This is a genomic window from Marinomonas sp. (assembly GCF_965225885.1).
Classification (GTDB): domain Bacteria; phylum Pseudomonadota; class Gammaproteobacteria; order Pseudomonadales; family Marinomonadaceae; genus Marinomonas.
Genome location: NZ_OZ245329.1, coordinates 804,646 through 825,856, shown reverse-complemented (window position 1 = coordinate 825,856; position 21,211 = coordinate 804,646). Strand labels below are relative to the sequence as shown.

The window sequence follows — 21,211 nt, the reverse complement described above, 5'->3', positions numbered from 1 at the left end:
TCAATAAGATTGAGACCCTCAGAGTTACTGGCCGCTTAGGCCGTTGAGACTTTCTATCTTGTCCCAATAAACTGGTATAATATTGCCCTCAGAGTTACTGGCCGCTTAGGCCGTTGAGACAGCCCAACCAGCTCTTGAATTAGTTTAGTTTTGTCCCTCAGAGATACTGGCCGCATAGGCCGTTGAGACACCCCTCCGTAATGATCGCGTCTTTTTCTGCTTGGGTTCCCTCAGAGTTACTGGCCGCTTAGGCCGTTGAGACAAAAAAATGGGAGGAAACAAAGATGACCAAGGCAGTCAAAATGGATAAGATTTATTGCATCATATGCAACTTAGAACCATGACCTACTTAATGCGCAGCGAACTCTTTTCAACTTATAATGTTTACAATTTTAGATTCGGATAAAGGACTTTATTGTGGCTAACCCAAAACGTACCACAGTTACTCAATCACCTAATGCTCAAAACCTAGCAGAACTATTGAATGATTTCTTACAGCAAGCAAACCTATCCCCAAATGATTATGAAAACATAACAAAAAATGCTTCAGGCTATGAAACTATAAGTTCATTTAATATTGAAAGTTACCTTTATAGAAATTCTTTTCCAAGCAATCCTAAAAAATACACTATTATTTATATGTTTGATACTATATGTAGTGAATCGGTGAAACAGCAATGGATAGATTCATTCGCTAACATAGATCAAGAGCGAAGAGAAAAGAAAAAACCAAAAAAGCAAGCGGATAATTCGGGCAACGAATTAGATACTATAGATAAAGAAAAACAAAAATATAGATTCAATAAAAAAATATCATATTTTAAAGCATTTTCTATTATTTCTTCATTATGTCTAATGATATGGCTTTTCTCATCGGACTTTAATAAAATCACGCCCGATAAACCACTTCCTGTTACTGACAATATCGCTACAGATAATAATGAAACAGATATTTATGATTCATCCCCCTCTAACAACAAGACTAACTCTATAGCTAGCAATTATGATGTTCCTTCTGAAACCAAAACATTATTGAAAGGACTTTCATTAGACGTTTATTCCCTTCGAAAAGACAAATACAAGATCCTTCCATCAACACCAGAAGGTTTTAAAGTTGCAACACTACCCTTTAATAAAGGTGGCTACTTTACATTTGTAGATCATGTAGTGGATAAAAATATAGCCTCTGCTACTGCAGATAAAGATGTAGGATTACATTATAAAGGCTATATAGATTTAAAAGGCAATGGTGAGTTCATTTTTCAGCTTGATTATCAATCTGGCGAACACTTTATTCAGCAATTCCCAAAAAATGCCGTCTTGTGTTAAAAGTAAACAACGAAAGTATATTTGATAAAAGGGTCTATATTGGCCAAGGTCAATCGGATAGTATGCAGAACGCCGTTGCTTTTTCAGAGGAGTTAAATCCTTTTAGTTTTTGGTTTACTTGCCCTAATTTAAGAAGCTTCTCACCAAAACAAGACTATAATGCCTTCAAAGACACATCCGTTACCCTGTATATCAAACAACCAGATGATAATGAAATAACAAAAATAACGGCCGACAAGTTTTCTTATGACCCCGATAACTTGGAATAGCTGAGATAAAAATCTCAGCTATTCCACTTCATATCATTAAAATATACGTGAATAGGGGCGTTTGTCTGCCATGTCTTTTTCCCATAAAGCATGACAAGAACAACTAGGAAGTTGCTGAAATGACAGTCCCCCTGTTTTACGGGATTGATCGATCAAATCTAAAATAACAGGGTTGCATACTTCACAGTTAGACGGACCAGCGATTGGCGGTGGTGTATCATCAAATCCGCCTACAACCAATGGCCAGCCTTTTTTTTCGGCTTCTTTTACCACATCTATAATGGTCCATAGCCAAGGTGGCTGAAAGTTTCCTGATTGATACTCTACTTCCAACTTTGTACCTTCGGGGACAAAGGCACAAGAAAGTGCCATTTCATTCACCCCTAAATCGTGAAGATAAGAAAGCGTATTGATGACGTCCTCATAAGACTGCCACTCAGTCAACTCATGTGCTTTTAAAAAGACATACACAGAAGTCTGTACACCCAGTTCTTGCATCATCTTAATTTTGCTTTCAAACAAACTAAGATCAATGCTTTTATTCAACAAACCATTTCGAACTCTGTCATCTTTACTCTCAAAACCAATACCCACCATTAGGTCTTTTCCATCTAAACCCGCTAACGTTTGCACTAACTTAGAACGAGAAATAAAACTCGGATAAGCTTCAACAAATAACTGTCGAGCTTTAGGGTGCCGTGCAACCTGTTCACAGACATAATTTTGAAATCTAATAGGTAACTCTGAATCTGGGAAAAAGCTTCCTCCATTGAAAATAGCAATACGATCTACATGCTCGTTGTCACGACTTAGCTCATCAAACATAGCTTGATAAATTTGGGAGTCCAACTTCCAACTCTTAAAGGAATTTTCATAACCTGGTCCTTTAATTACATCCCGAGTGAATCCGGGAAAAGCACAAAAGGTACAAGCATCTCCCTTCTTCGCTCGATAGTAGGCACACCCTCCTCCGGGAAGCAAAATGGTTTGCTGTATAATGGGAGAAGCATAAGTTGGCGCGTATTTAACATCAGTTATTTGATCACAAGGATAACCATTAATTGTATTCATTTTTTCAACCTTCCATTCATATCAAGGAAGCTTAAATTCTGAACAAATCAAAAAAAAAACCAATATAATCAAATAGTAAAAGAATTATAATACGAACTTAAAACAATCGTAATGCAACGTAACATGCTCATGATTACGCCCCTAATATAATGAAAACTGTTCGAAAAAAATGGACTGTTGACTCCCTTATCAACGAAGTGGAGTCACAAAATGAAAGTACGAACAGCGACAAAAAATGACTACGAAAGAATTGCCCTATTAGAACAAAAGGTATGGGGCGATGGCGCAGCTAGTTACGACACGATTCGTATCCGGCATGAAGTTTTTCCTATAGGAAGCATAGTAGCTGTAGATAATAATGAAATTGTTGGTTATGCAGCCGTGCAAAGAGTAAGTAGAGCCTGTTGTGATAACTGGCATATACAAACAGGAAATGGAGATACTAGATCAACACATAATGACAAAGGCCATATTCTTTATGGAATTGGCATGGCTGGTGCAAGTTTTGGTGTGGCAGAAATAATCATCGAATACGTCTATAAAACATTCATTGAGTCTGGAGTTTGTTATATGCTGGTACTAGGTAGTCGAGTACCCGGCTTTGCGAAGTGGCAAGCGAAAAATAAACAAGGAATTAAAGAGTACATTCAAAGTCGCAGAAAAGACGGCTATTCTATTGACCCTGAACTCATGCTATATCAAAAAAATGGCTTTGAAGTACTATGTGAAATAGACAACTATTTTCCTTGCCAAGATAGCCTAAACTATGGCGCACTAATAATTAAAACTTAACATGGAACAGGCCATTATTAAGATACTAATGGTGGCCTGTGAAAAAATATGAAACAAAGGCTTGAACTTACTCAACTTCTTTACAAAACAATTACTAATATTGACGCTTGGAAACACGTTCTAGAACATCTGTGTAAAATTACTGGAACGCCTAAAGGAATTATTATGCTCAGAGACTGGGAAAGCGCTGAATTGTTTATACCCAAAAACCTCCATGTTGAGTTACAAAGCCCTATGATATATGGGTTATCTAACAAAGAAATTGAAGCATATATAACAGAATTTTATCAATTCGACCCATGGACCGAAGTTGAAAAAAATCACCACCCTATCAGTCCTTATGCGATGTCCGAACACCTGAAAATTCAAAAATTAAAAGAAACAAAATTTTGGCAGTGGCTAGAACCTCAAAAGATCAGTGATTCTGTAGTGGTTGATATACATAACTCGAAAACACACTGGGTCTCTATTAATTTATTCTTTGATGGTAGTGATGAGAAAGTTAAAGAAAGCTCATTAAATGTGTTAGAAAAATACCAAAAAAACTTCGATGAAATATGGAGCCTTGGCCTGCAATTTAGAGCTTCAAACTCAACTTCCGAGAACCTGATTTATTTTCTTGAGCAACAAATTACCCCTTCCGTTTTAATAAATAATAACCTAATTATCATTCATAAAAATAAAAAGGCAGAAGAACTATTCCTTAACATTAAACACCCATTAAAGATAGAATCTGATCAGCTATTAATAAGAAATAAAGAAAACTATCACAACTTTAAAAAAGCTATCTCCAGCCTCTCTGACACGCCATTCGACCCTATATGTCCTCCACAGACAGAGGTGTTGTTAGATGATTGGCTATATAACATCACCTTACTAAGTGAAGCACAAAACATCGTCGGTGAAGACACCGCCCTTCGGCTTATTACTATTAGTTCAACGAGTATAAACCTTAATCAACAACTTTTTCCTATCTGGGAAACTCCCACTTTAACGCCTCGTGAAAAAGAACTAGTAGAAGTACTTGCTCTGGGAGGAAGGGTAGTCGACTTTCAAAACAAATATGAAGTAGCGAAAAGCACTGCTCATAACCATTGGACAAGTGCTAAACAAAAGTTACAAGTGACGGATCGGGCGGAAATTTTTGCTAAACATCAAGTTTTCTCAGAAAACCAGTAACTAGTTACTATATTTTTCCTTCTTTAACTGAGTGACAATTTTTTGCAATCAATTCACAAATAAGAAGGAAAACAAACAATGAAGAGCTTTCTAAAAGCCGGGGTTATTTTTGCTATCCTATATACCTTGGGTGGGTGCTCATCACTTCTAAAAGAGCGAAAGCCACTAGAACCTGTAACTATCTATACAGCCGAATACAAAGTCAATTCATCTGTGGACGACAATTCAATCATAAACTCTGTAATTGATAGTATTAATAGCACAAGTCCAAACTATGTAAGGGAATATAAAAGTTCTTTTTCATCAAATAATTCTTATAATCCAGGAACTACTAAAGTTTACGTTGTAAAAGGATGGATAACAGAAGTTAATAAATATGACCAAATAACCATTAGTTACCATGACGGTAAATCATTTGAAGATTCTAGAGAACCTGGATCCCCTTCAATACATGGTTTTTATAAGACAATAAATTTAAATGTAAATATAACTAACGAAGAAAAGAGTCTTAAAAAGATAGAGATTTCAAACTCTAAGTTTTTACTTGAATCTTCTGATGAAAATAATGAGAGTTCAATGTCAAAGGAAATGTTTTTAGACTTGGTTCAATTCAAAATAAAAAACATAAAAATGCAATTCCCAACCCAGAAAACATATACAGGAACAATTACTCTAAAAAATGATGATGTGACTGCTTATGCAAATATTCAAAGGAATTTTTCTGATTCTTTTTTTAGCACCAATAACAAAAATGATTCTGAAAAATCAGGTGAATTCAAAACAAATGGAAATCAAAAAGTCAATTTTCAGATATATCCTTATAAAAAAGTGTCTAAGTTAAGTTATAAATTTGATTATCAATATTTTTATAATGAAAAAGGCGGCTCTGACTTTGATGAAGATTATCCAACCAGCATTATCAATATGATTACTAAAGAATTTAATAAATAATTCATTCAAAAAAGGAAGCACTCTTATATGTTAACGAATAATATTAAATATTTATTTTCACTAATAGGAGTTCTGCTCGCCTTTGCCTCTCATGGATTGAGAGCTGAGTCATATCACCCCGGAAACTACCCAAGATTCTCCGATGCCATTTTATGGCCATCGGGGGAGTCTGTTTCTGCAAAGCCTAGCAATGTATCCAGAGCAATAGAGAAAGCCAGTACGATTCCACTTGAGTATACGAACAGCATAAAAGGAATGAAGCAATATCTCTTTCCGAAATCAGCATATGGTGATTTGTACTTTCAGGAGAAACTAGCATCGCGAGGCTTTATTGAAGCGTTAAGTGATGTCGTTAGACAATTTGCTTGCGCAGAATATAGGTTCAGACACGATTTACCGGAATCAACAGGCTGTCAAAATGGCTCTTCGAATCAAAAAGAAGCCATGCCATTCGTCTCAGGGCAATTCACTACAAACCGCATAGAAGCGGTTATTGACGATCAAAATAGCGGAGTCAGTTATTACGCCTACTTAAAAAGTACCGATGAAAAAAGCCTTAAATCCGCTTTTGGTAGCGTGCATGAACTTGGTACATTTTTTGGAAAAGCAGCGGATAGACGCAGCCTTGTATTAAGTATTGATCTACAAGCTTTTAAACTTAATACCAATATATTCCGTGGTGAAAAGATCAATCAATATGCCTATACCTACTTTTTGATACTGCCTAAAGCCGTCGATATAGCAAGGCAAGCTAACCAAGAAGCGGCGGGGGAATTCTCCGTAAGAAACTCAAAGATACTTATTTTGGGAAGATAAAAATATTGCCTCATACATAAAATACTTCTTTGCATACATAAAGCATTCATATAGATTTAATTTATGTCAACTGATTGTCTAATATAGAAAAATTTAAGGATAGCCAATGATAGAGCTACACATTTGTTTGTGGGGTGAAGATAATTTTAAAAACTACACTCCCCTCCTTATTCAAAGTAGTAAAGCACAGCTACTCGTATTAGGAGATATCAGCCAAGAGGCCGATATAAAGCGTAGCTTAGCCAATGCAAATGAACATCCATTCATTCTAGAGTGGCCGACAAATGCGCAGCCTGCCGATTTTTCAAGATTAGAAAACTTCCTAAAAGAGATAAATGCAAAGAACATTTTATTGAACCTCAGCACGGGTTCTAGACTTACCGCACTACAACTATTTCAGTGGGCGGCACTCAAAGATATAGAATGCTATCTCATCGATGAAAATGACTATCAGCAATGGCTCATTCCTAACGATAGACCCAGCCAAGCCGTTGCTGATTTAGCCAGTTTAAAAGCCTACTTTCGCGTCCATCAAATCAAATTACTGAGCCATGGTTTAGGCATACCGATAACCAAAGAGCCGGGCAGGTTGGTTGAAATGTGGATTCAGCCCCCTTCTCTTTACCCTCTTTTTCGTTCACTCAATCGACTAGCAAATTCAGCGATAAACAACGACAAATTCACCCACAGCACGGCCTATGATGCAAAACTAGACAATCACTGGCGAGAGAACCAACTATTTCCTCTACTACTAGACTTACAAGAACATAACCTCGCACAGTGCGACCATAAAACGGTTGCTTTCACCAATGAAGCTTGTCGGTTTTTCTGTAATGGTGGTTGGCTTGAATTCTTTGTGTATGAACAAGTTCGCAGATTAAAAACCAAGATGTCACAGATCCAAGATGTTCGTTTAGGCCTAGAAGTAAGCTACAAAGAAGATATAAAGAACGAATTAGATGTGGTGTTTCTTGCCGATAACCAGCTATACCTTATCGAAGTAAAAACCTCCTATCTTGCTGACAAAATTGTCCCCGCTAACCAAATGGTTTACAAACTAGAGGCGCTTTCCAATGCCCTTGGAGAGGAAGTAAAAGGCATGATAGTTACCTTATCTGACCTTCCTATTGTCGCTCAACGCCGTGCTGGATTATATGACTTAGAAGTGGTCAGTGGCTCTCAACTAAGACACCTTTCCAGCCGTTTAAAACAATGGATTGAAGGGGAGTGACCAAAACTAATATGCCTATTCGATACTTGGTTAGTCGCCATGCTGCCGCCATCACATGGATTAAACAACAAACTCCGGTTGATCAAGTCATAGGCCATTTTGACAGTAATCTTATTCAACCAGGAGATACCGTCATTGGCACATTGCCCGTCCATATTGCCGTACAGGTATGTCTCAGAGGGGGAAAGTATCTCCATTTAGAATTAACCATTCCGAGTGAACAAAGAGGAAAAGAACTCTCTTTAGAAGAAATGTCTGCTTGTAACCCCACACTTACTTACTTTCAAATTATGCCGAAAAAGGATGATGGTTTATGAAAAAAACAATACGTCACAGCAGTTATAAAGCGATATACCATGTGCTTGGTGACAAGCTAGGCTGGGTAATCGTTATTTTACTATTAATTGGTTGGATGAGTGATTCCCTGCTGTCTTTAATACATCAATTTTCCCCAAAGTCACCGTTTTTTGGCTTTAATAACATTGACTTAATGGTTTTTATTTTCTGTGTATTAGCACTAACGTTGTTTGCTTTTTTAGCTAAAACCACCACATTTTCAGATAAATATAAAGCTTATTCTGACGATATGGAACGTGATCAACGTGAAGTATTGATACTGACCCTGTCGGGTTATAACGGGTGGGGAATCATTGAGAATGGAGAGAAAAAGAATCTAGAATATTCTGAATTTTCTAAGCGAATTTCAGAAATGCCAACAGGTGAATCCGTCGAAAAATTAAGACAAACGCCTTTTAATTGTAATTGGCTGCCACTTTTACAAGCTATTGATCATTACAAAAATTTATCCGAAATTATCGTTATTACAACGGCTGGAGAAAGAGGGTCTTTTGAGCATATATCAACATTCAGAACATTTGTTCAAAAATACTTGGAACCCTCCAAGCGCGAAATAAGTATAAAAAGTCAGCTTAATTGTGGCTACATAAAAAAACCAAAATTAATCGATGACAATAAAAATGGTATTGCCTCTGAAAATCTCCATGGACTAGCCGAAACCATCCTTGAAATCATTGATAACCTAACAACTAAATACGGTGATCAAAATAAGGCGTTGGAAAAGATTGCAGTCGAAGTCACCGGAGGAACAGCCGGCATGTCAGCCGTCCTTGCCGCGGTGACAGCCAGCCACGGCATTTTCTTTCACTATACCGACACCCATTCCTTGCAATCTTATGAACTGGATATCAGCGCAAGCTAAAAAAACGGTCACATACAAACATGAGCTAGACAGCGACGAACAACTAACTTAAAGGGAAGAGAGTGCCAGATGCAAAAAACCGCGTATTTATTTGAAGCCCGTTCAATACAAAAGTACCTATTTGAAGGAGGCAAACTGCGCGACATGGTCGCAGCCAGTGATCAACTCGATGCCTTGTGCAATAAGCCATTGGAAGATGTGTTTACCAATTTAGGACTAGAAGAAAATAAAGACATCTGGTTTTCGCGCCGAGCAGGCGGTTCGATTTACGCCATATTAAACTCAGCAGATCAAGCCAAAGACCTCAGCCTACTTTGGTCCCTTTATGTGCGAAAGCACTTTCCGGGAGTTGAGGTTGTACAAGTACTCAGCACAGCCGACACTATCATGGCTGCCATGAAAGCAGGCTTTGAGCGACTCGCAGAACAACGCAACCGTCTTTCTACTCAATTCCCCATCGCAGGTCCTTTGGTTCGTCGTTCACCAAGAACCGCCAACCCTGCCGTCGCATGGAGCGAGTCCCGCAAGGAATGGATAGACGAAGCCACTCAAATCAAACAAAAAATCCCCAACCGATCTAGCTTAACAAGAAAATTTTCCGACGCCCCAGACAAACATTGGCCAAAAGATCTCGATACAGACAACGGTGACTTTCCCTTCCTGAAAAACGACCGCTCTGTCGCGCTTATTCATGCCGATGGCAATGGCTTAGGCGAACTACTTCGCCTGCTCAATACCGCCGTTCATCTTATTATAGAGAAAACAGCAGACGAGCAAGCTTACATAGAACTCTATCAAGCCTTTTCAAAAAGCCTAGAAACGGCAATGCAAAAAGCAGCACAAGACGCAACCAAAGTACTGCTGGATGCTAGGAAAAAAGACGACGACATGATTCCTGCCCGTCCTTTGGTATTAGGCGGTGATGACTTAACCATTCTCGTACGTGCAGACCTAGCGATCCCTTTTACCCAAGCATTTTGTCTTGCCTTTGAAGAACAAACACAACAACACCTCGCTCCCCTTTACGATACAGTCAAAAGCAAACTTGGCGGTAAAGACGAGCTGACGGTGGAAGGAAAAATCCTCAAGCTAACACGACTAAAAACGCTTACCGCTTGTGCAGGCGTATGTTTTATCAAATCCAACCAACCCTTTTTACAAGCCCACGATTTGGCCGAATCCTTGTGTAAAGAAGCCAAAAAACAATCTAGACAATGGCAAACGAACGACGATGCTCTAACGTGTATTCCTTCTTCTATCAGCTTCCATCAAGTCGCCGCCACCATGATAGAAGACGTAAAAAGCGTTCGCGAACATGAGTGGAAAATTCCTATTAATGGTGAGAGCTATGAACTCTCGATGGGATGTTACGGTTTTAAAGACGGCCTAACTAACTTAGCCACATTACAGGCTATGGCAAAGCTATTTGGCGAAAACAAACTCAACCGTAATGGCTTACGTGAAGTGGCCAGTCTCTTAAAAGACAGCCCGTCTAAAGCCCACAGACGCTACAAACGCTGGCGAGAAATTGCCTCTAAATCATCTCCATCCAATTTAACCGATTTCGATAACCACCTTGCTACACTGTGTGAGTTAGAAGCAATCGACGCTTTACCCTTTGACAAACACTCTCGTAAAAGCCCATTAATTGATTTACTCACAATCACGGCGCTATCTAGCCAATCCATTGAAAAGGAGGTCTAAATGCATCAGCAGCTTACTATAAACATCACCAGCTATTGGCATGCTGGCACAGGTCGAACCAGTGGTAGCCATGTGGATAGCTTGGTAGAAAAAGACGCTTCTGGTCTACCTTTTTTAAACGGCCGCCATCTTAAAGGTTTACTCAGAGACGCTATTACCCGCGCCAACGAATGGGGGTGGTTTGATGACCTGCCATCCTTAGAACATGGACAAAGCAGCTTGCCTGATTGGTTATTTGGCACTCGTCCTACAAACACAGATTCCGATGTCGAAACACGCTTCAATACTGTGCCGGGCATAATCGCCGTCAGCAACGCTCAACTGCCATCAGCGGACGGTAACCTATTAGCCAACGCCCCAGAACTTAGATCAGAGCTGTATCGACACATTTTTTCAACCGCCATCGACCATCATTCAGGCATTGCAAAAGAAAAATCCTTACGGGGCATCGAAGTCACGATACCTCTGAGCTTATACGCTGAGGTTGAATGCAACGACTCGCAAGCTGAGCAGGTTTTCCAATACCTAAGCAAAGCCATCCACCTCATTGATCACGTTGGTGGCATGCGCAACCGAGGTTTAGGGCGTGCACAAATAAGCTTGTCTGAATTAAGCCAATCAAACCAAGGAGGGAAAGCATAATGAAAAGAATACCTCTGCTTATTACACTAAAAGACGATCTGGTGATCAGCGCCAGCGCCGCCACCAGTGGTGGTCACACCTCTTTAGACTATATCCCCGGCAGCCTACTACTAGGTGCAGTTGCCGCCAAATTGTATAAAAGCCTCAGTTCACCAACGGAACAATGGCAGGTTTTTCATTCAGGGCAAGTGTGCTTTCAGAATGGCTATATTGTCCACCAAGACAATCGCCCAAGTTACCCCTCTCCCCTATGCCTGCATCACTTTAAAGGCGAAGAACCCAAAAGCGAGGACGACAAAAACATCTCACTGTTTGAGCAAAATGTCATTCGTCCGAATATCGACGATGTCGATAATAGCAAACAACCCAAACAGCTGCGGGAAGCCTACATCACCGGCAGAGGCCACCTTGCAAACGTCACACGAACCGCCAGCATGAAAACCGCGATTAATAGTGAAGATGGTCGCGCCGCCGAATCTCAACTCTTTGGTTACCAAGCGATACAATCGGGACAACGCTTTCTCGCTCATATTCATATCGCCAGCGATGTGTCCGAAGAACTCGTCACGAAAATAAAAAGCGCTTTAGCAGGCCAAGCTCGAATGGGTCGCTCTCGATCCGCACAGTATGGTCGAGTAACAATAGAACTCTTAGAAAGCGATGCTTATCAGCCAACCAATATGGCCAAAGTCGGTGATACCGCCCTCACCATCTGGTGTTTATCGGATCTGGCATTAACCGATCCAATAACAGGACAACCAACCCTCAAACCAAGACCAGAACATTTTGGCCTATCACAGGGCGAGCTTAACCTTTCACATAGCTTCTTACGCAACCGAACATACAGCCCATATAACGCCTTTCGTAACGCCTTTGACAGCCAACGACAAGTAATCAGTCAAGGCAGCGTCATAACCTTTAAGGGGATTGCGCCATTAACGGCTGAGCAAATTGAACGCCTAGAAAGCCCCGTCGGAAGCTATAGCGAAGCGGGTGCAGGTCATATCGCCATACAAGCAAAAGTCTGTGTGAGCCCTTCTCTCAAAGAGGCCATTCAAGACAGCTTTACACTGACAGCAATCAACAAAGAAAAGACTACCAACAGTACTTCAAGGACAGATAGCCCTTTAATAAAATGGTTACACGCGCAACAGCAAACAAAAGCAGTGGACCATCAAGCATGGCTAAATACTATGCTGATAGACATTCAAAAAATCTACAAAACAGCACGACAACTCAATGCATTAGAACCCGACAAACCAATCGGCCCAAGCGTTTCCCAATGGGGCGTTGTGTATCAAGCCGCCCGTGATAATCGACGCCATCCGGAAAAATTACTTAAGCAACTTTTTCTAGACCCAAAACACGCTATTTGCCGGCAAAAAGAAGGCAGTCAGCATACATGGGGGCTAAAAATTGACTCGGAAAACACCTTTAGCACTTGGCTAGCGGATCAACTCATTGAACTGGCTGAGACTTCCGACGCTAAAACACAATCAGACAGCAAAAGTTCTCCTGATACAAAAGGCCAAAAAGAGAGCCATATCTCCCATACACTGAGCGACAAAGTGGCACTACTGGCGGCCGAAATGCGCTCACCGCGCGGAGAAAAAATCAGCTTAGCAGGGGAGGACAATTAACATGCTAAAACAATGGAATCACCTTTATCTGGCTCGCGTGTGTGTCGAAGCCCAAACGCCAATATCCATTCAATCGGGTCAGGCCGAAATGAGCTACGACACCAGTTTGATACGCGATGCCAACGGCTTACCCACATTGCCCGCCACCAGCATTCGCGGTGTGCTTCGCCATCTGTTTCAAGCGCAATTTGATGAAGCACAAACCCATATTCTGTTTGGCTACGCCCAAACCAACACCAAGGAGCCTGAAGACCAAACATCGCGTATCCAAATCAGCTGGGGATTAATACATGATAAACACAACCGCCCCGTCGAAGGCTTAGTCTACCCAAGTGAAGACGCTGATTTCCTAGATCAATTAGCGCAATCTCAGCCGATAAAACGTGAACGCGTACGTTTAAATCACAAAGGCTGTGCAGCGGGAAAAGACGAAAACAGAGGCAAGTTCGATATTACCGCTTGCCCCAAAGGGGCTCGTTTTACCTTCGAAATAAAGTACTGGAGTGACTCCGCTAATGACACCCATTGGGAAGAATTAATGGCGCTCTTACAAAAGCCGAACTTTCGACTCGGCAGCAGCACTCGTTCTGGATTTGGTGCATTAAGCATCCAGCAAATTGAATCCCATCATTTTGATCTGAAAAATCCAGAAGACGTTGCTAAATGGTGCGCATTAGATCGCTCTGTTGCGATTAATAACACCAACACACAACCGCCATCACCTAACGAACAGGCACAAGACAGCGTACGCATACGTTTAGCATTAAAAGCCGACGGTTTTGTCCGTATCGGTGGTGGTGATGTACCCATGCATGAAGCATCCGACCCTGCCGATTTGCGCATGCAATCCGAAAGTTATATCCAATGGACAAACGACCAAGGACGCTTTTCCAAACGCAAGCCGCTGATTCCCGCTAGCAGCATCAAGGGCGCAATAGCACACCGAACCTTATACCACAGCAATCGCCTCAAAGGGCAATTCGCCGATCAACTAACTGACGAGCTTTTCATCTCCGCCGCCACACGAGAACATCATACTGAATTAACCGATTTACTCGGTTATGCCAAAAACGATAGTGACGAAGGTCGTGTTGGAAAAATACTCATCGATGACATCTATCTAGCAGAAAATGCACCAACCTCCCAATTGTGGCACAACCGCATCGACCGCTTCACTGGCGGGGTTATCGATGGCGCACTGTTCACAGAAGAAGTGCTATTTGAACCGGAAATTGAATTCGATCTCACTATATTAGACGCGGACTCTCTCTCTGACCTCGCTCAACAGGCCTTAAAAGCGACCCTTAATGACCTATGTCATGGTCGCTTGCCACTCGGGGCTGCAGGTTCCCGTGGGTTAGGGAGCTTCACTGGGGAATACCACTGGCCAGAGCACACAACCTCTCAAGCAAAAGGTGAGCAATAATGGATTACCACACTCTCTTTAAACACATCACATCATTGTCATCGGACCATAAGCTGCTAGGTAACTTAACGCCAGTCACACTGACCTATCAACAAAACCAAACATTCGCCCGTGCTGACGACATTCTAAACGCCATAAAGTTGTTAGGTGATGTCACAGGTTGGATAACATGGCCAGATAACGTAGAACGCATAGATAACCCGAAACCATTTTCTGCCAATATATCGACACCACCGCTCGAAGGCGAACTGGTCACGGTCAATCAAAACCAACCAGACCAGCAATATATCCGTATCAATTATCGTGACCAGCGTTGGCACCTAATAACCATCACCATTCAAGAACAACAAGACGCTTCCGCAGCCAATGCATTAGCAGAACAAGTGCAACTTGCCTCCCGTGAAAAGGAACAAGCAAGCCTATGCTACGCACGTATTTGGCAAATGGATGAAAATCAAGGCGTCGTCACCACAGACGCTATTTTTACAGGCTTCGCAGGAGGTGAACTATGAGCGTTTTCGCACCTTACAACTTTGTACCACTGTCACGCTTTATCTACCTACCACATTGGGCAGATCAGGTTTCTCACGACGTGCCTTTTAGTGATGGCATCAGCGGCACACTCACCGTAGAACTCACCTGTCACACGCCAACCCTAGTTGGAGGCACACAAACTCCCGCCACCAAAGAGGCGCCAGGACAAGTTGAATTTTTCAAAGACCCAAATGGAAAACCTGTTATACCTAGCAGTAGTTTAAAAGGCATGATCAGTAATGTTCTGGAAATTGCCAGCTTCGCCCGTTTTAACCGCCTAGACGACAAGCGCTATAGTGTGCGTGATCTTCGTGCCAATTTTTACTTAAATAACTTTAAAAATGATCAAGTCAAAGCAGGCTGGCTTAAATACAGTCATGACAATACAAGATGGGAAATTACGCCCTGTCAAAAAGTGAGAATCAAACAAAATCAGATAATTGATTACTGTAATCTTTCTGAAAGTACATGGGTCAAACAAAACGAAGCTCATAAACGTTACCAATTGCTACAAGGTATCCCTCCAATTACCTTCAATGAAGCAACACGATCAATTACCATGAAAAACGGTAAAAAAATATCGATGCAAATAGCAATTCCTTCAAGTATCGGCAGCCTAAACGGTCATATCGTAACGACAGGCCAACCAGGTAATGCTTTTAACTCTGGTAGAATGGATGATTCAGACAAAAATAAAAAGTGGGAGTTTGTTTTTTTCAATTCATCCGAAAGTTCTATCGAAGTTTCAAATAGGGTGATGAACGACTTTTTATTTATACACAGTGAATCCGATGACTGGGCTTTTTGGCAAAAAACACCCAGTTACCACAAAGAGACTGGTATTCCTGTTTTTTACTCGACTGAGGGCAATAAGGTTTCCTCGCTTGGACTTTCAAGCCTTTACCGCCTTGCCTACAAAAATAGCACCCATGAAGCTGTTGGCCACACTCAAGTGAGCCATATCAATGGCACTGAACCAGACTTACCTGAACTACTTTTTGGACGCATTCAAGAAGACGGAAGCTCGTTAAAAGGTCGAGTGAATATTGGTTCCGCTAAAGCATTAGGTGACGTTGACTATGAAAAAGACTTACCACCAACCATTTTAAATGGCCCTAAACCCACTTTTTACCCAGCTTACATGCGTCAGCATAAAGCGCAGTCTAATAACAAACTTTCTGTCAGCGGTGATTATCAAACCATGATGGATAACGATTCAGAGCTTGCTGGTTGGAAACGCTACCCAGTCAAACACAGAGCCAACGTTGAGACACCACAAAACGACCTAGGAAAAGATAAAAAAGAAAATACCAGTGTAAAGGTAAAACTCATTCCGGTGAAAACAGGTACACGTTTTCAATTCAACATTCATTTTCACAATTTACGTGAAGTAGAGCTAGGCGCATTACTTTGGAGCTTAACATTTGGCAACACCGAAAACAGTTTCCACGGTTTAGGTATGGGTAAACCCTATGGTTTAGGTCGCGTATCTTTAGCTTTAATCGAAGAAGAAACACAGCTTATTAGCATGCAAGAAAAACCGCATACTTCCACATTTTTATTAAAAAAATGTCAGGATAGCTTTAGTAAATTAATGAATGATGCGTACTCTTTTGTTACTCAAGATCATCAATGGTTAGATTCTCCCCAATTAAAAGAACTTATCGCAATGGCATCACCAGACTCCTCAAATATTTTGTTTTACATGCCATTGCCAGCATTTGCCAGCGCTAAAACCCAATTGAAAACGCTGCCATCTCATACCAACGCATCATACGATCCATTGCCTATCAGTAATAAAGAAACAGTTGCGGTAAATAACAAACTCCAATTGCTAACAGATGAAGGGTATGAAGCACACCTTGAAACTATCGAAGCTGAGAAGCAAAAAGCGATTGAAGTCATCGAAGCCGAGAAGCAAAAAGCGATTGATGAGGAAAAAGCTCGCCTTGAAGCTATCGAAGCAGCGAAACAAAAGGCCATTGAGGACGCAAAAGCAAAAGCAGAGAGAGATGCCCTCAAAGAACAGTTATCAGAAGAAGAGTTTCTGCTAACTGACCTTAAAAAACAACTTATAAGATACCTTGAAACGGGTAATAACACAGCTAGAAAAGATCTCACAAAAGTACTGCAAAAAATCACCAAATTTGCAAAAGACAACTTATACACTGAGGTTCAAAAACAACAATGTTGGGCGTTGCTCGGAACACTGGAATTGCCTGATCCAACAACCCTAAAGCGTCTTAAAAAAGCGTTTGATGAAAGCGAAGACAAGGACAGTTAACCTCTTATGCACGACTCTCCTTTGACCCAAGCCATACTGCCTCTGCGCAGTGTAGTGGTGACCCTGCGCTGGCTGTACAACAGCCAGCCGGGCTTTTTACACCATGTTGGCTTGCATGCATGGCTAAGAAATTTAGCCGGTAGCCCCGAGCATTTCAGCGATTGTATTATTATCGAGCCGCTGGAAAATGGTCACAGCCATTACCATAAGGACGATCTCTATCGTTTTCGTCTCGTTGTGATCAAAGGCGGGGGAGCGCTATTACAAACCCTATTTGACGCCTTACAAAAGCTGCCAGAAAGCGTGCCAGCAAAAGCCCGAAATAACGGCCCCTTTGGCGATAATCTGATACTAGAAAAATTAGAAGACAGCTTTGATCACCAGCAAGTGACTCAGGTAGAACACCTGAGTGCTTACGATACCAACGACCTCGCGTTGGAAACCGCCCTATGGGCAAGAACGCCCGTGTTTAAATTCGTCTTTACCACGCCAGCTCGCTTAAAAGCGGCCAAAACCAACCCGTCAGACAATGAACAGCTCAAAGGCAAGCAAAGATACTGTCGGGACAAACATCAGCTTAGTTGGGAGCTGCTCACCCAACGACTGACCGATACGCTCATCAACCTCTACCAGCGCTACAGCGGCGAGCGGCTACAACGGCAAGACTGGCCTGCTGCCACGCTACATAGCGCCTTGGTTTTTTGGTTAAACAATGACTATCAAAGTAGCGAAAAGCAAAGCAATCAACAGCAAAATAACAAAGGCCATGGTAAAAAAGACGCCAGCGGCATGCTCGCCCAGTTACAAGTTGAACTGCCTGACGACTTCCCTGCGGATTTACTCGCCTTGATCGTATTAGGCCAATATATCGGCATAGGACAAAATCGTGCCTTTGGCATGGGCTTATACCAACTGGAAGACGCCTACGGCATAGCCAGCTACCCTCGCCCACAAGCGGCAAACACCCTAATGCAACAATGCATGAGTGATGCCGAACTACTCGCTGCCTGTCAGGAAATGTACCCACGTCGAGAAGACTTCGAACAACACGAAACCGACGAAGAACATCAGCTCGCCATTGATTCACTGTTTCAACAACTGCAAAACAGCCGACAAAAAATTCTCCAAGGCAACTATCAACCCAGCCCGTTACAACCCGTAGAAATAGACAAACCCGATGGCGGAATACGCCAACTATCGGTACCCAGCTGGCACGACCGAACCTTACAAAAAACCGTTACCGAACGCCTAGGTCAAACCCTAGAATCCTTATGGATGAAACACAGCTACGGCTACCGTAAAGGCCATTCTCGCCTGCAAGCACGAGATCAAATTAACCGTTATATCCAACAAGGCTATCACTGGATTTTAGAGAGCGATATCAGCAGCTTCTTTGACAGCGTCAACTGGCTAAACCTACAACAACGCTTAACCCTGCTGTTTCCCAACGAACCGTTAGTGCCATTAATCATGCAATGGGTTTGTGCCGCCAAACAAGACACGGACGACACAGTAATAACTCGCCATCAAGGGCTCCCCCAAGGCGCGCCGATCAGCCCACTGTTAGCCAACTTGCTATTAGACGACCTTGACCAAGACATGCTAGAAAAAGGCCATAACATCATTCGCTACGCGGATGACTTTGTCCTACTGTTTAAAACTCAGTCAGAAGCCATCGCCGCATTAGACGACATACACCGCTCCCTTAGCGAACATGGCCTTGCCATCAATCCAGACAAAACACGCATTGTCGAATCCAAACAAGGCTTCCGTTACTTAGGGTATTTTTTCATTGATGGCTATGCGATTGAATCAAACCGCGAAATCATCAAAGAGCAACCGACAGAACACCCCCTACCCGCTGTGATGCAAAAGCCCCAACCAAAGCCAGACAACACCATCGGCGAGCGCGACAACATGGGCACCATACTCATTATCGCGGGGGATATCGCCATGCTCAGCCATCAAAAGCAGCGCCTCATCGTCGAACAGTACGAGCAAACACACAGCTACCCTTGGCAAAGTATCAGCGCTGTCTTGCTAGTTGGCGCTCATCACATCACCACACCCGCTTTAAAAGCCGCCATGCAAGCAGGCGTTGCCATACACTTTGCCAATGGTTTTGGACACTATCAAGGCGTATCCGCTGGGCTATCTCCTAGCCATTTAGGCGCCGATTTTTGGCTATTACAAGCGCAATATCTACAGCAACAAGACGTCGCCCTGCAAATCAGCCAAGCCTTGATCCATGGGCGTATCGCTGGCATCAAAGCCGTCATCAACCGTAGAGACAAAACCGCCCCAGAACTCAACAAGCTTCAGCGTTTTGCCGAAAAGCTCAACCAGGCTAACGATCTAGACCAGCTACGTGGTTACGAAGGCCAAGCCAGTAAATTGCTCTGGTCTTTTTTCAAACGTTACCTCGCCGAAGAATGGGGCTTCACTGGGCGCAACCGCCGACCACCCAAAGACCCGATCAACGCCATGCTGTCACTTGGTTACAGCTTCCTATACAGCCTAATCGACAGCATTAACCGCACCGTCGGCTTATTCCCTTGGCAAGGGGCACTGCATCAACGTCATGGCAATCATCACACCTTGGCATCGGATCTTATGGAGCCTTGGCGTTATCTGGTGGAACGCGTTGTACTGACCTTAGTCAGCCGCAGCCAAATAAAACCAGAGGACTTTGCCGACACCGAAAACGGCTGCCAGATGAGCAGCGCCGCCCGCAAAACCCTGCTCAATGAATTGCTCATACAACTAACGCGCCCATCCAAACAACAAGAAGACAACCTACTTAACCAAATACGCAACCAGTCATACCGTTTTGCCCTAAGCTGCAAAACACAGCAACGCTTTGACCCATGGAGCCCAACAAAATGAGAGTGTATTTGGCTTGCTTTGATATTGAAGACGATAAAAACCGCCGTAAATTATCCGACCTCTTACTCTCCTATGGCGACCGTGTGCAATATTCGGTATTCGAAATCAGCGTCAAAGACAAAGACGACCTAGAACGCCTGCGTCAAAAATGCACTCGATACGCGGAACAAGATGACAGTGTTCGCTTCTACTGGTTAAATAAAGAATCTCGGCAGCAGAGCCACGATGTGTGGGGAGAACCCATTGCGTACTTCCCCGCCGCCCTAGTATTATAAAAACCGTCTCGCTGTGGATAACCGAAGAATGCTCTTTAACAACAAAACCTTAGAAACAGCCCTTTGAGACTTTTTAATCAATAGGGCGCGAATAGATTAAAAATCAATAAGTTAGCTTGATTTATCGCGTCTTTTTCGCTACTTTTAAACGACTCTCTTGTGAATAACTTGAGGGCGGGGGAAATGGGCTTTTAACTGCTTGAAATCGTTGAGAAAAAAGAGGGTACTCCCTCAGAGTTACTGGCCGCTTAGGCCGTTGAGACTTTCCGACAACACCTGATAACCAAGCAGTAAATCCCTCAGAGTTACTGGCCGCTTAGGCCGTTGAGACATGTGGCCTGCCTCGTTACGGATTGCTCCGTCCCCCCTCAGAGTTACTGGCCGCTTAGGCCGTTGAGACTGTTCTCTGTATTTTTTGCCTGAAACACATCGCCACCCTCAGAGTTACTGGCCGCTTAGGCCGTTGAGACTGACCAGCACCTACTATTGCAGATGAAATTACCAATCCCTCAGAGTTACTGGCCGCTTAGGCCGTTGAGACACTTTAAAACAATCCAAAAAAGAATTAAGCAAAAACCCTCAGAGTTACTGGCCGCTTAGGCCGTTGAGACTACCATTGAATAATTCATTTTTTTCAAATACAGGTTCCCTCAGAGTTACTGGCCGCTTAGGCCGTTGAGACAAGCAAATTTAAAGCTTTTGAAAATGTCATAACCCTCAGAGTTACTGGCCGCTTAGGCCGTTGAGACAGCTGGCCGTCGAAACGACCATTTCCTTGTACATAACCCCTCAGAGTTACTGGCCGCTTAGGCCGTTGAGACAAAATGAGACTCTAAGTTGTTAGCTTTTTTTAAAGTATCCCTCAGAGTTACTGGCCGCTTAGGCCGTTGAGACTCCAGAATCTGGAGCAGGTGGTGTTGGCTTTTTTTCTTCCCTCAGAGTTACTGGCCGCTTAGGCCGTTG

The 21,211-nt window shown here is 42.5% G+C and carries 17 protein-coding genes and 2 CRISPR repeat arrays (2 of these 19 running past the window's edge); of the genes, 16 read left to right on the top strand and 1 reads right to left on the bottom strand.

Features of this window, described 5'->3' with window-relative positions; translation table 11 throughout:
- A CRISPR array of direct repeats spans window positions 1-262; the repeat unit is 35 nt; unit sequence CCCTCAGAGTTACTGGCCGCTTAGGCCGTTGAGAC (it extends 968 nt beyond the left edge of the window).
- A 155-nt stretch (window positions 263-417) separates the two neighbouring features.
- On the top strand, window positions 418-1,329 hold the full coding sequence (locus ACO05V_RS03695) for a hypothetical protein (protein WP_421847626.1): 912 nt from the start codon (window positions 418-420) through the stop codon (window positions 1,327-1,329).
- Between the two features lie 305 nt (window positions 1,330-1,634).
- On the opposite strand, the gene ACO05V_RS03690 is transcribed toward ACO05V_RS03695, so the two are convergent.
- Window positions 1,635-2,669, bottom strand: coding sequence for a hypothetical protein (locus ACO05V_RS03690; protein WP_421847624.1), 1,035 nt, complete (start codon window positions 2,667-2,669; stop codon window positions 1,635-1,637).
- Window positions 2,670-2,879: 210 nt separating this feature from the next.
- On the opposite strand from ACO05V_RS03690, the gene ACO05V_RS03685 reads away from it, so the two are divergent.
- The 15 genes from ACO05V_RS03685 (at window position 2,880) to cas2 (ending at window position 20,248) form a co-directional block, all read left to right on the top strand.
- On the top strand, window positions 2,880-3,461 hold the full coding sequence (locus tag ACO05V_RS03685; protein ID WP_421847622.1) for a GNAT family N-acetyltransferase: 582 nt from the start codon (window positions 2,880-2,882) through the stop codon (window positions 3,459-3,461).
- A 48-nt stretch (window positions 3,462-3,509) separates the two neighbouring features.
- Window positions 3,510-4,640: a helix-turn-helix transcriptional regulator gene (locus tag ACO05V_RS03680; protein WP_421847620.1), complete on the top strand. Its 1,131-nt coding sequence runs from the start codon at window positions 3,510-3,512 to the stop codon at window positions 4,638-4,640.
- Window positions 4,641-4,718: 78 nt separating this feature from the next.
- The gene (locus ACO05V_RS03675; RefSeq protein WP_421847618.1) at window positions 4,719-5,591 is read left to right on the top strand and encodes a hypothetical protein; all 873 of its coding nucleotides are present in this window, start codon (window positions 4,719-4,721) and stop codon (window positions 5,589-5,591) included.
- Window positions 5,592-5,618: 27 nt separating this feature from the next.
- Window positions 5,619-6,407 (top strand): hypothetical protein, encoded by a 789-nt coding sequence (locus ACO05V_RS03670; RefSeq protein WP_421847616.1) that lies wholly within the window; start codon window positions 5,619-5,621, stop codon window positions 6,405-6,407.
- A 106-nt stretch (window positions 6,408-6,513) separates the two neighbouring features.
- On the top strand, window positions 6,514-7,638 hold the full coding sequence (locus tag ACO05V_RS03665) for a Card1-like endonuclease domain-containing protein (protein WP_421847614.1): 1,125 nt from the start codon (window positions 6,514-6,516) through the stop codon (window positions 7,636-7,638).
- Window positions 7,635-7,955: a CRISPR-associated protein Csx16 gene (gene csx16, locus ACO05V_RS03660; RefSeq protein ID WP_421847612.1), complete on the top strand. Its 321-nt coding sequence runs from the start codon at window positions 7,635-7,637 to the stop codon at window positions 7,953-7,955. Before ACO05V_RS03665 ends, csx16 begins: the two co-directional genes overlap by 4 nt.
- Window positions 7,952-8,857 carry a hypothetical protein gene (locus ACO05V_RS03655; RefSeq protein ID WP_421847610.1) on the top strand — a complete coding sequence of 302 codons (906 nt, stop codon included), beginning with the start codon at window positions 7,952-7,954 and terminating at the stop codon, window positions 8,855-8,857. The genes csx16 and ACO05V_RS03655 overlap by 4 nt, the downstream gene beginning before the upstream one ends.
- 69 nt (window positions 8,858-8,926) lie before the next feature.
- The gene (locus ACO05V_RS03650; protein ID WP_421847608.1) at window positions 8,927-10,561 is read left to right on the top strand and encodes a Cas10/Cmr2 second palm domain-containing protein; all 1,635 of its coding nucleotides are present in this window, start codon (window positions 8,927-8,929) and stop codon (window positions 10,559-10,561) included.
- The gene (locus ACO05V_RS03645) at window positions 10,562-11,203 is read left to right on the top strand and encodes an RAMP superfamily CRISPR-associated protein (protein ID WP_421847606.1); all 642 of its coding nucleotides are present in this window, start codon (window positions 10,562-10,564) and stop codon (window positions 11,201-11,203) included.
- A complete protein-coding gene (locus ACO05V_RS03640) occupies window positions 11,203-12,843 on the top strand; it encodes a hypothetical protein (RefSeq protein WP_421847604.1) in 1,641 nt (546 codons plus the stop codon). Before ACO05V_RS03645 ends, ACO05V_RS03640 begins: the two co-directional genes overlap by 1 nt.
- A 1-nt stretch (window position 12,844) precedes the next feature.
- Entirely contained in the window at window positions 12,845-14,269 is a 1,425-nt protein-coding gene (locus tag ACO05V_RS03635; protein ID WP_421847602.1) for an RAMP superfamily CRISPR-associated protein, read from the top strand.
- Window positions 14,269-14,781 (top strand): hypothetical protein, encoded by a 513-nt coding sequence (locus tag ACO05V_RS03630; RefSeq protein ID WP_421847600.1) that lies wholly within the window; start codon window positions 14,269-14,271, stop codon window positions 14,779-14,781. The genes ACO05V_RS03635 and ACO05V_RS03630 overlap by 1 nt, the downstream gene beginning before the upstream one ends.
- Window positions 14,778-17,087: a TIGR03986 family type III CRISPR-associated RAMP protein gene (locus tag ACO05V_RS03625; RefSeq protein WP_421847598.1), complete on the top strand. Its 2,310-nt coding sequence runs from the start codon at window positions 14,778-14,780 to the stop codon at window positions 17,085-17,087. Before ACO05V_RS03630 ends, ACO05V_RS03625 begins: the two co-directional genes overlap by 4 nt.
- 6 nt (window positions 17,088-17,093) lie before the next feature.
- Entirely contained in the window at window positions 17,094-19,973 is a 2,880-nt protein-coding gene (gene cas1, locus ACO05V_RS03620) for a CRISPR-associated endonuclease Cas1 (protein WP_421847596.1), read from the top strand.
- Window positions 19,970-20,248 (top strand): CRISPR-associated endonuclease Cas2, encoded by a 279-nt coding sequence (gene cas2, locus ACO05V_RS03615; RefSeq protein WP_421847594.1) that lies wholly within the window; start codon window positions 19,970-19,972, stop codon window positions 20,246-20,248. Before cas1 ends, cas2 begins: the two co-directional genes overlap by 4 nt.
- A 228-nt stretch (window positions 20,249-20,476) precedes the next feature.
- Window positions 20,477-21,211: a CRISPR direct-repeat array (repeat unit 35 nt; unit sequence CCCTCAGAGTTACTGGCCGCTTAGGCCGTTGAGAC) (it continues 426 nt past the right edge of the window).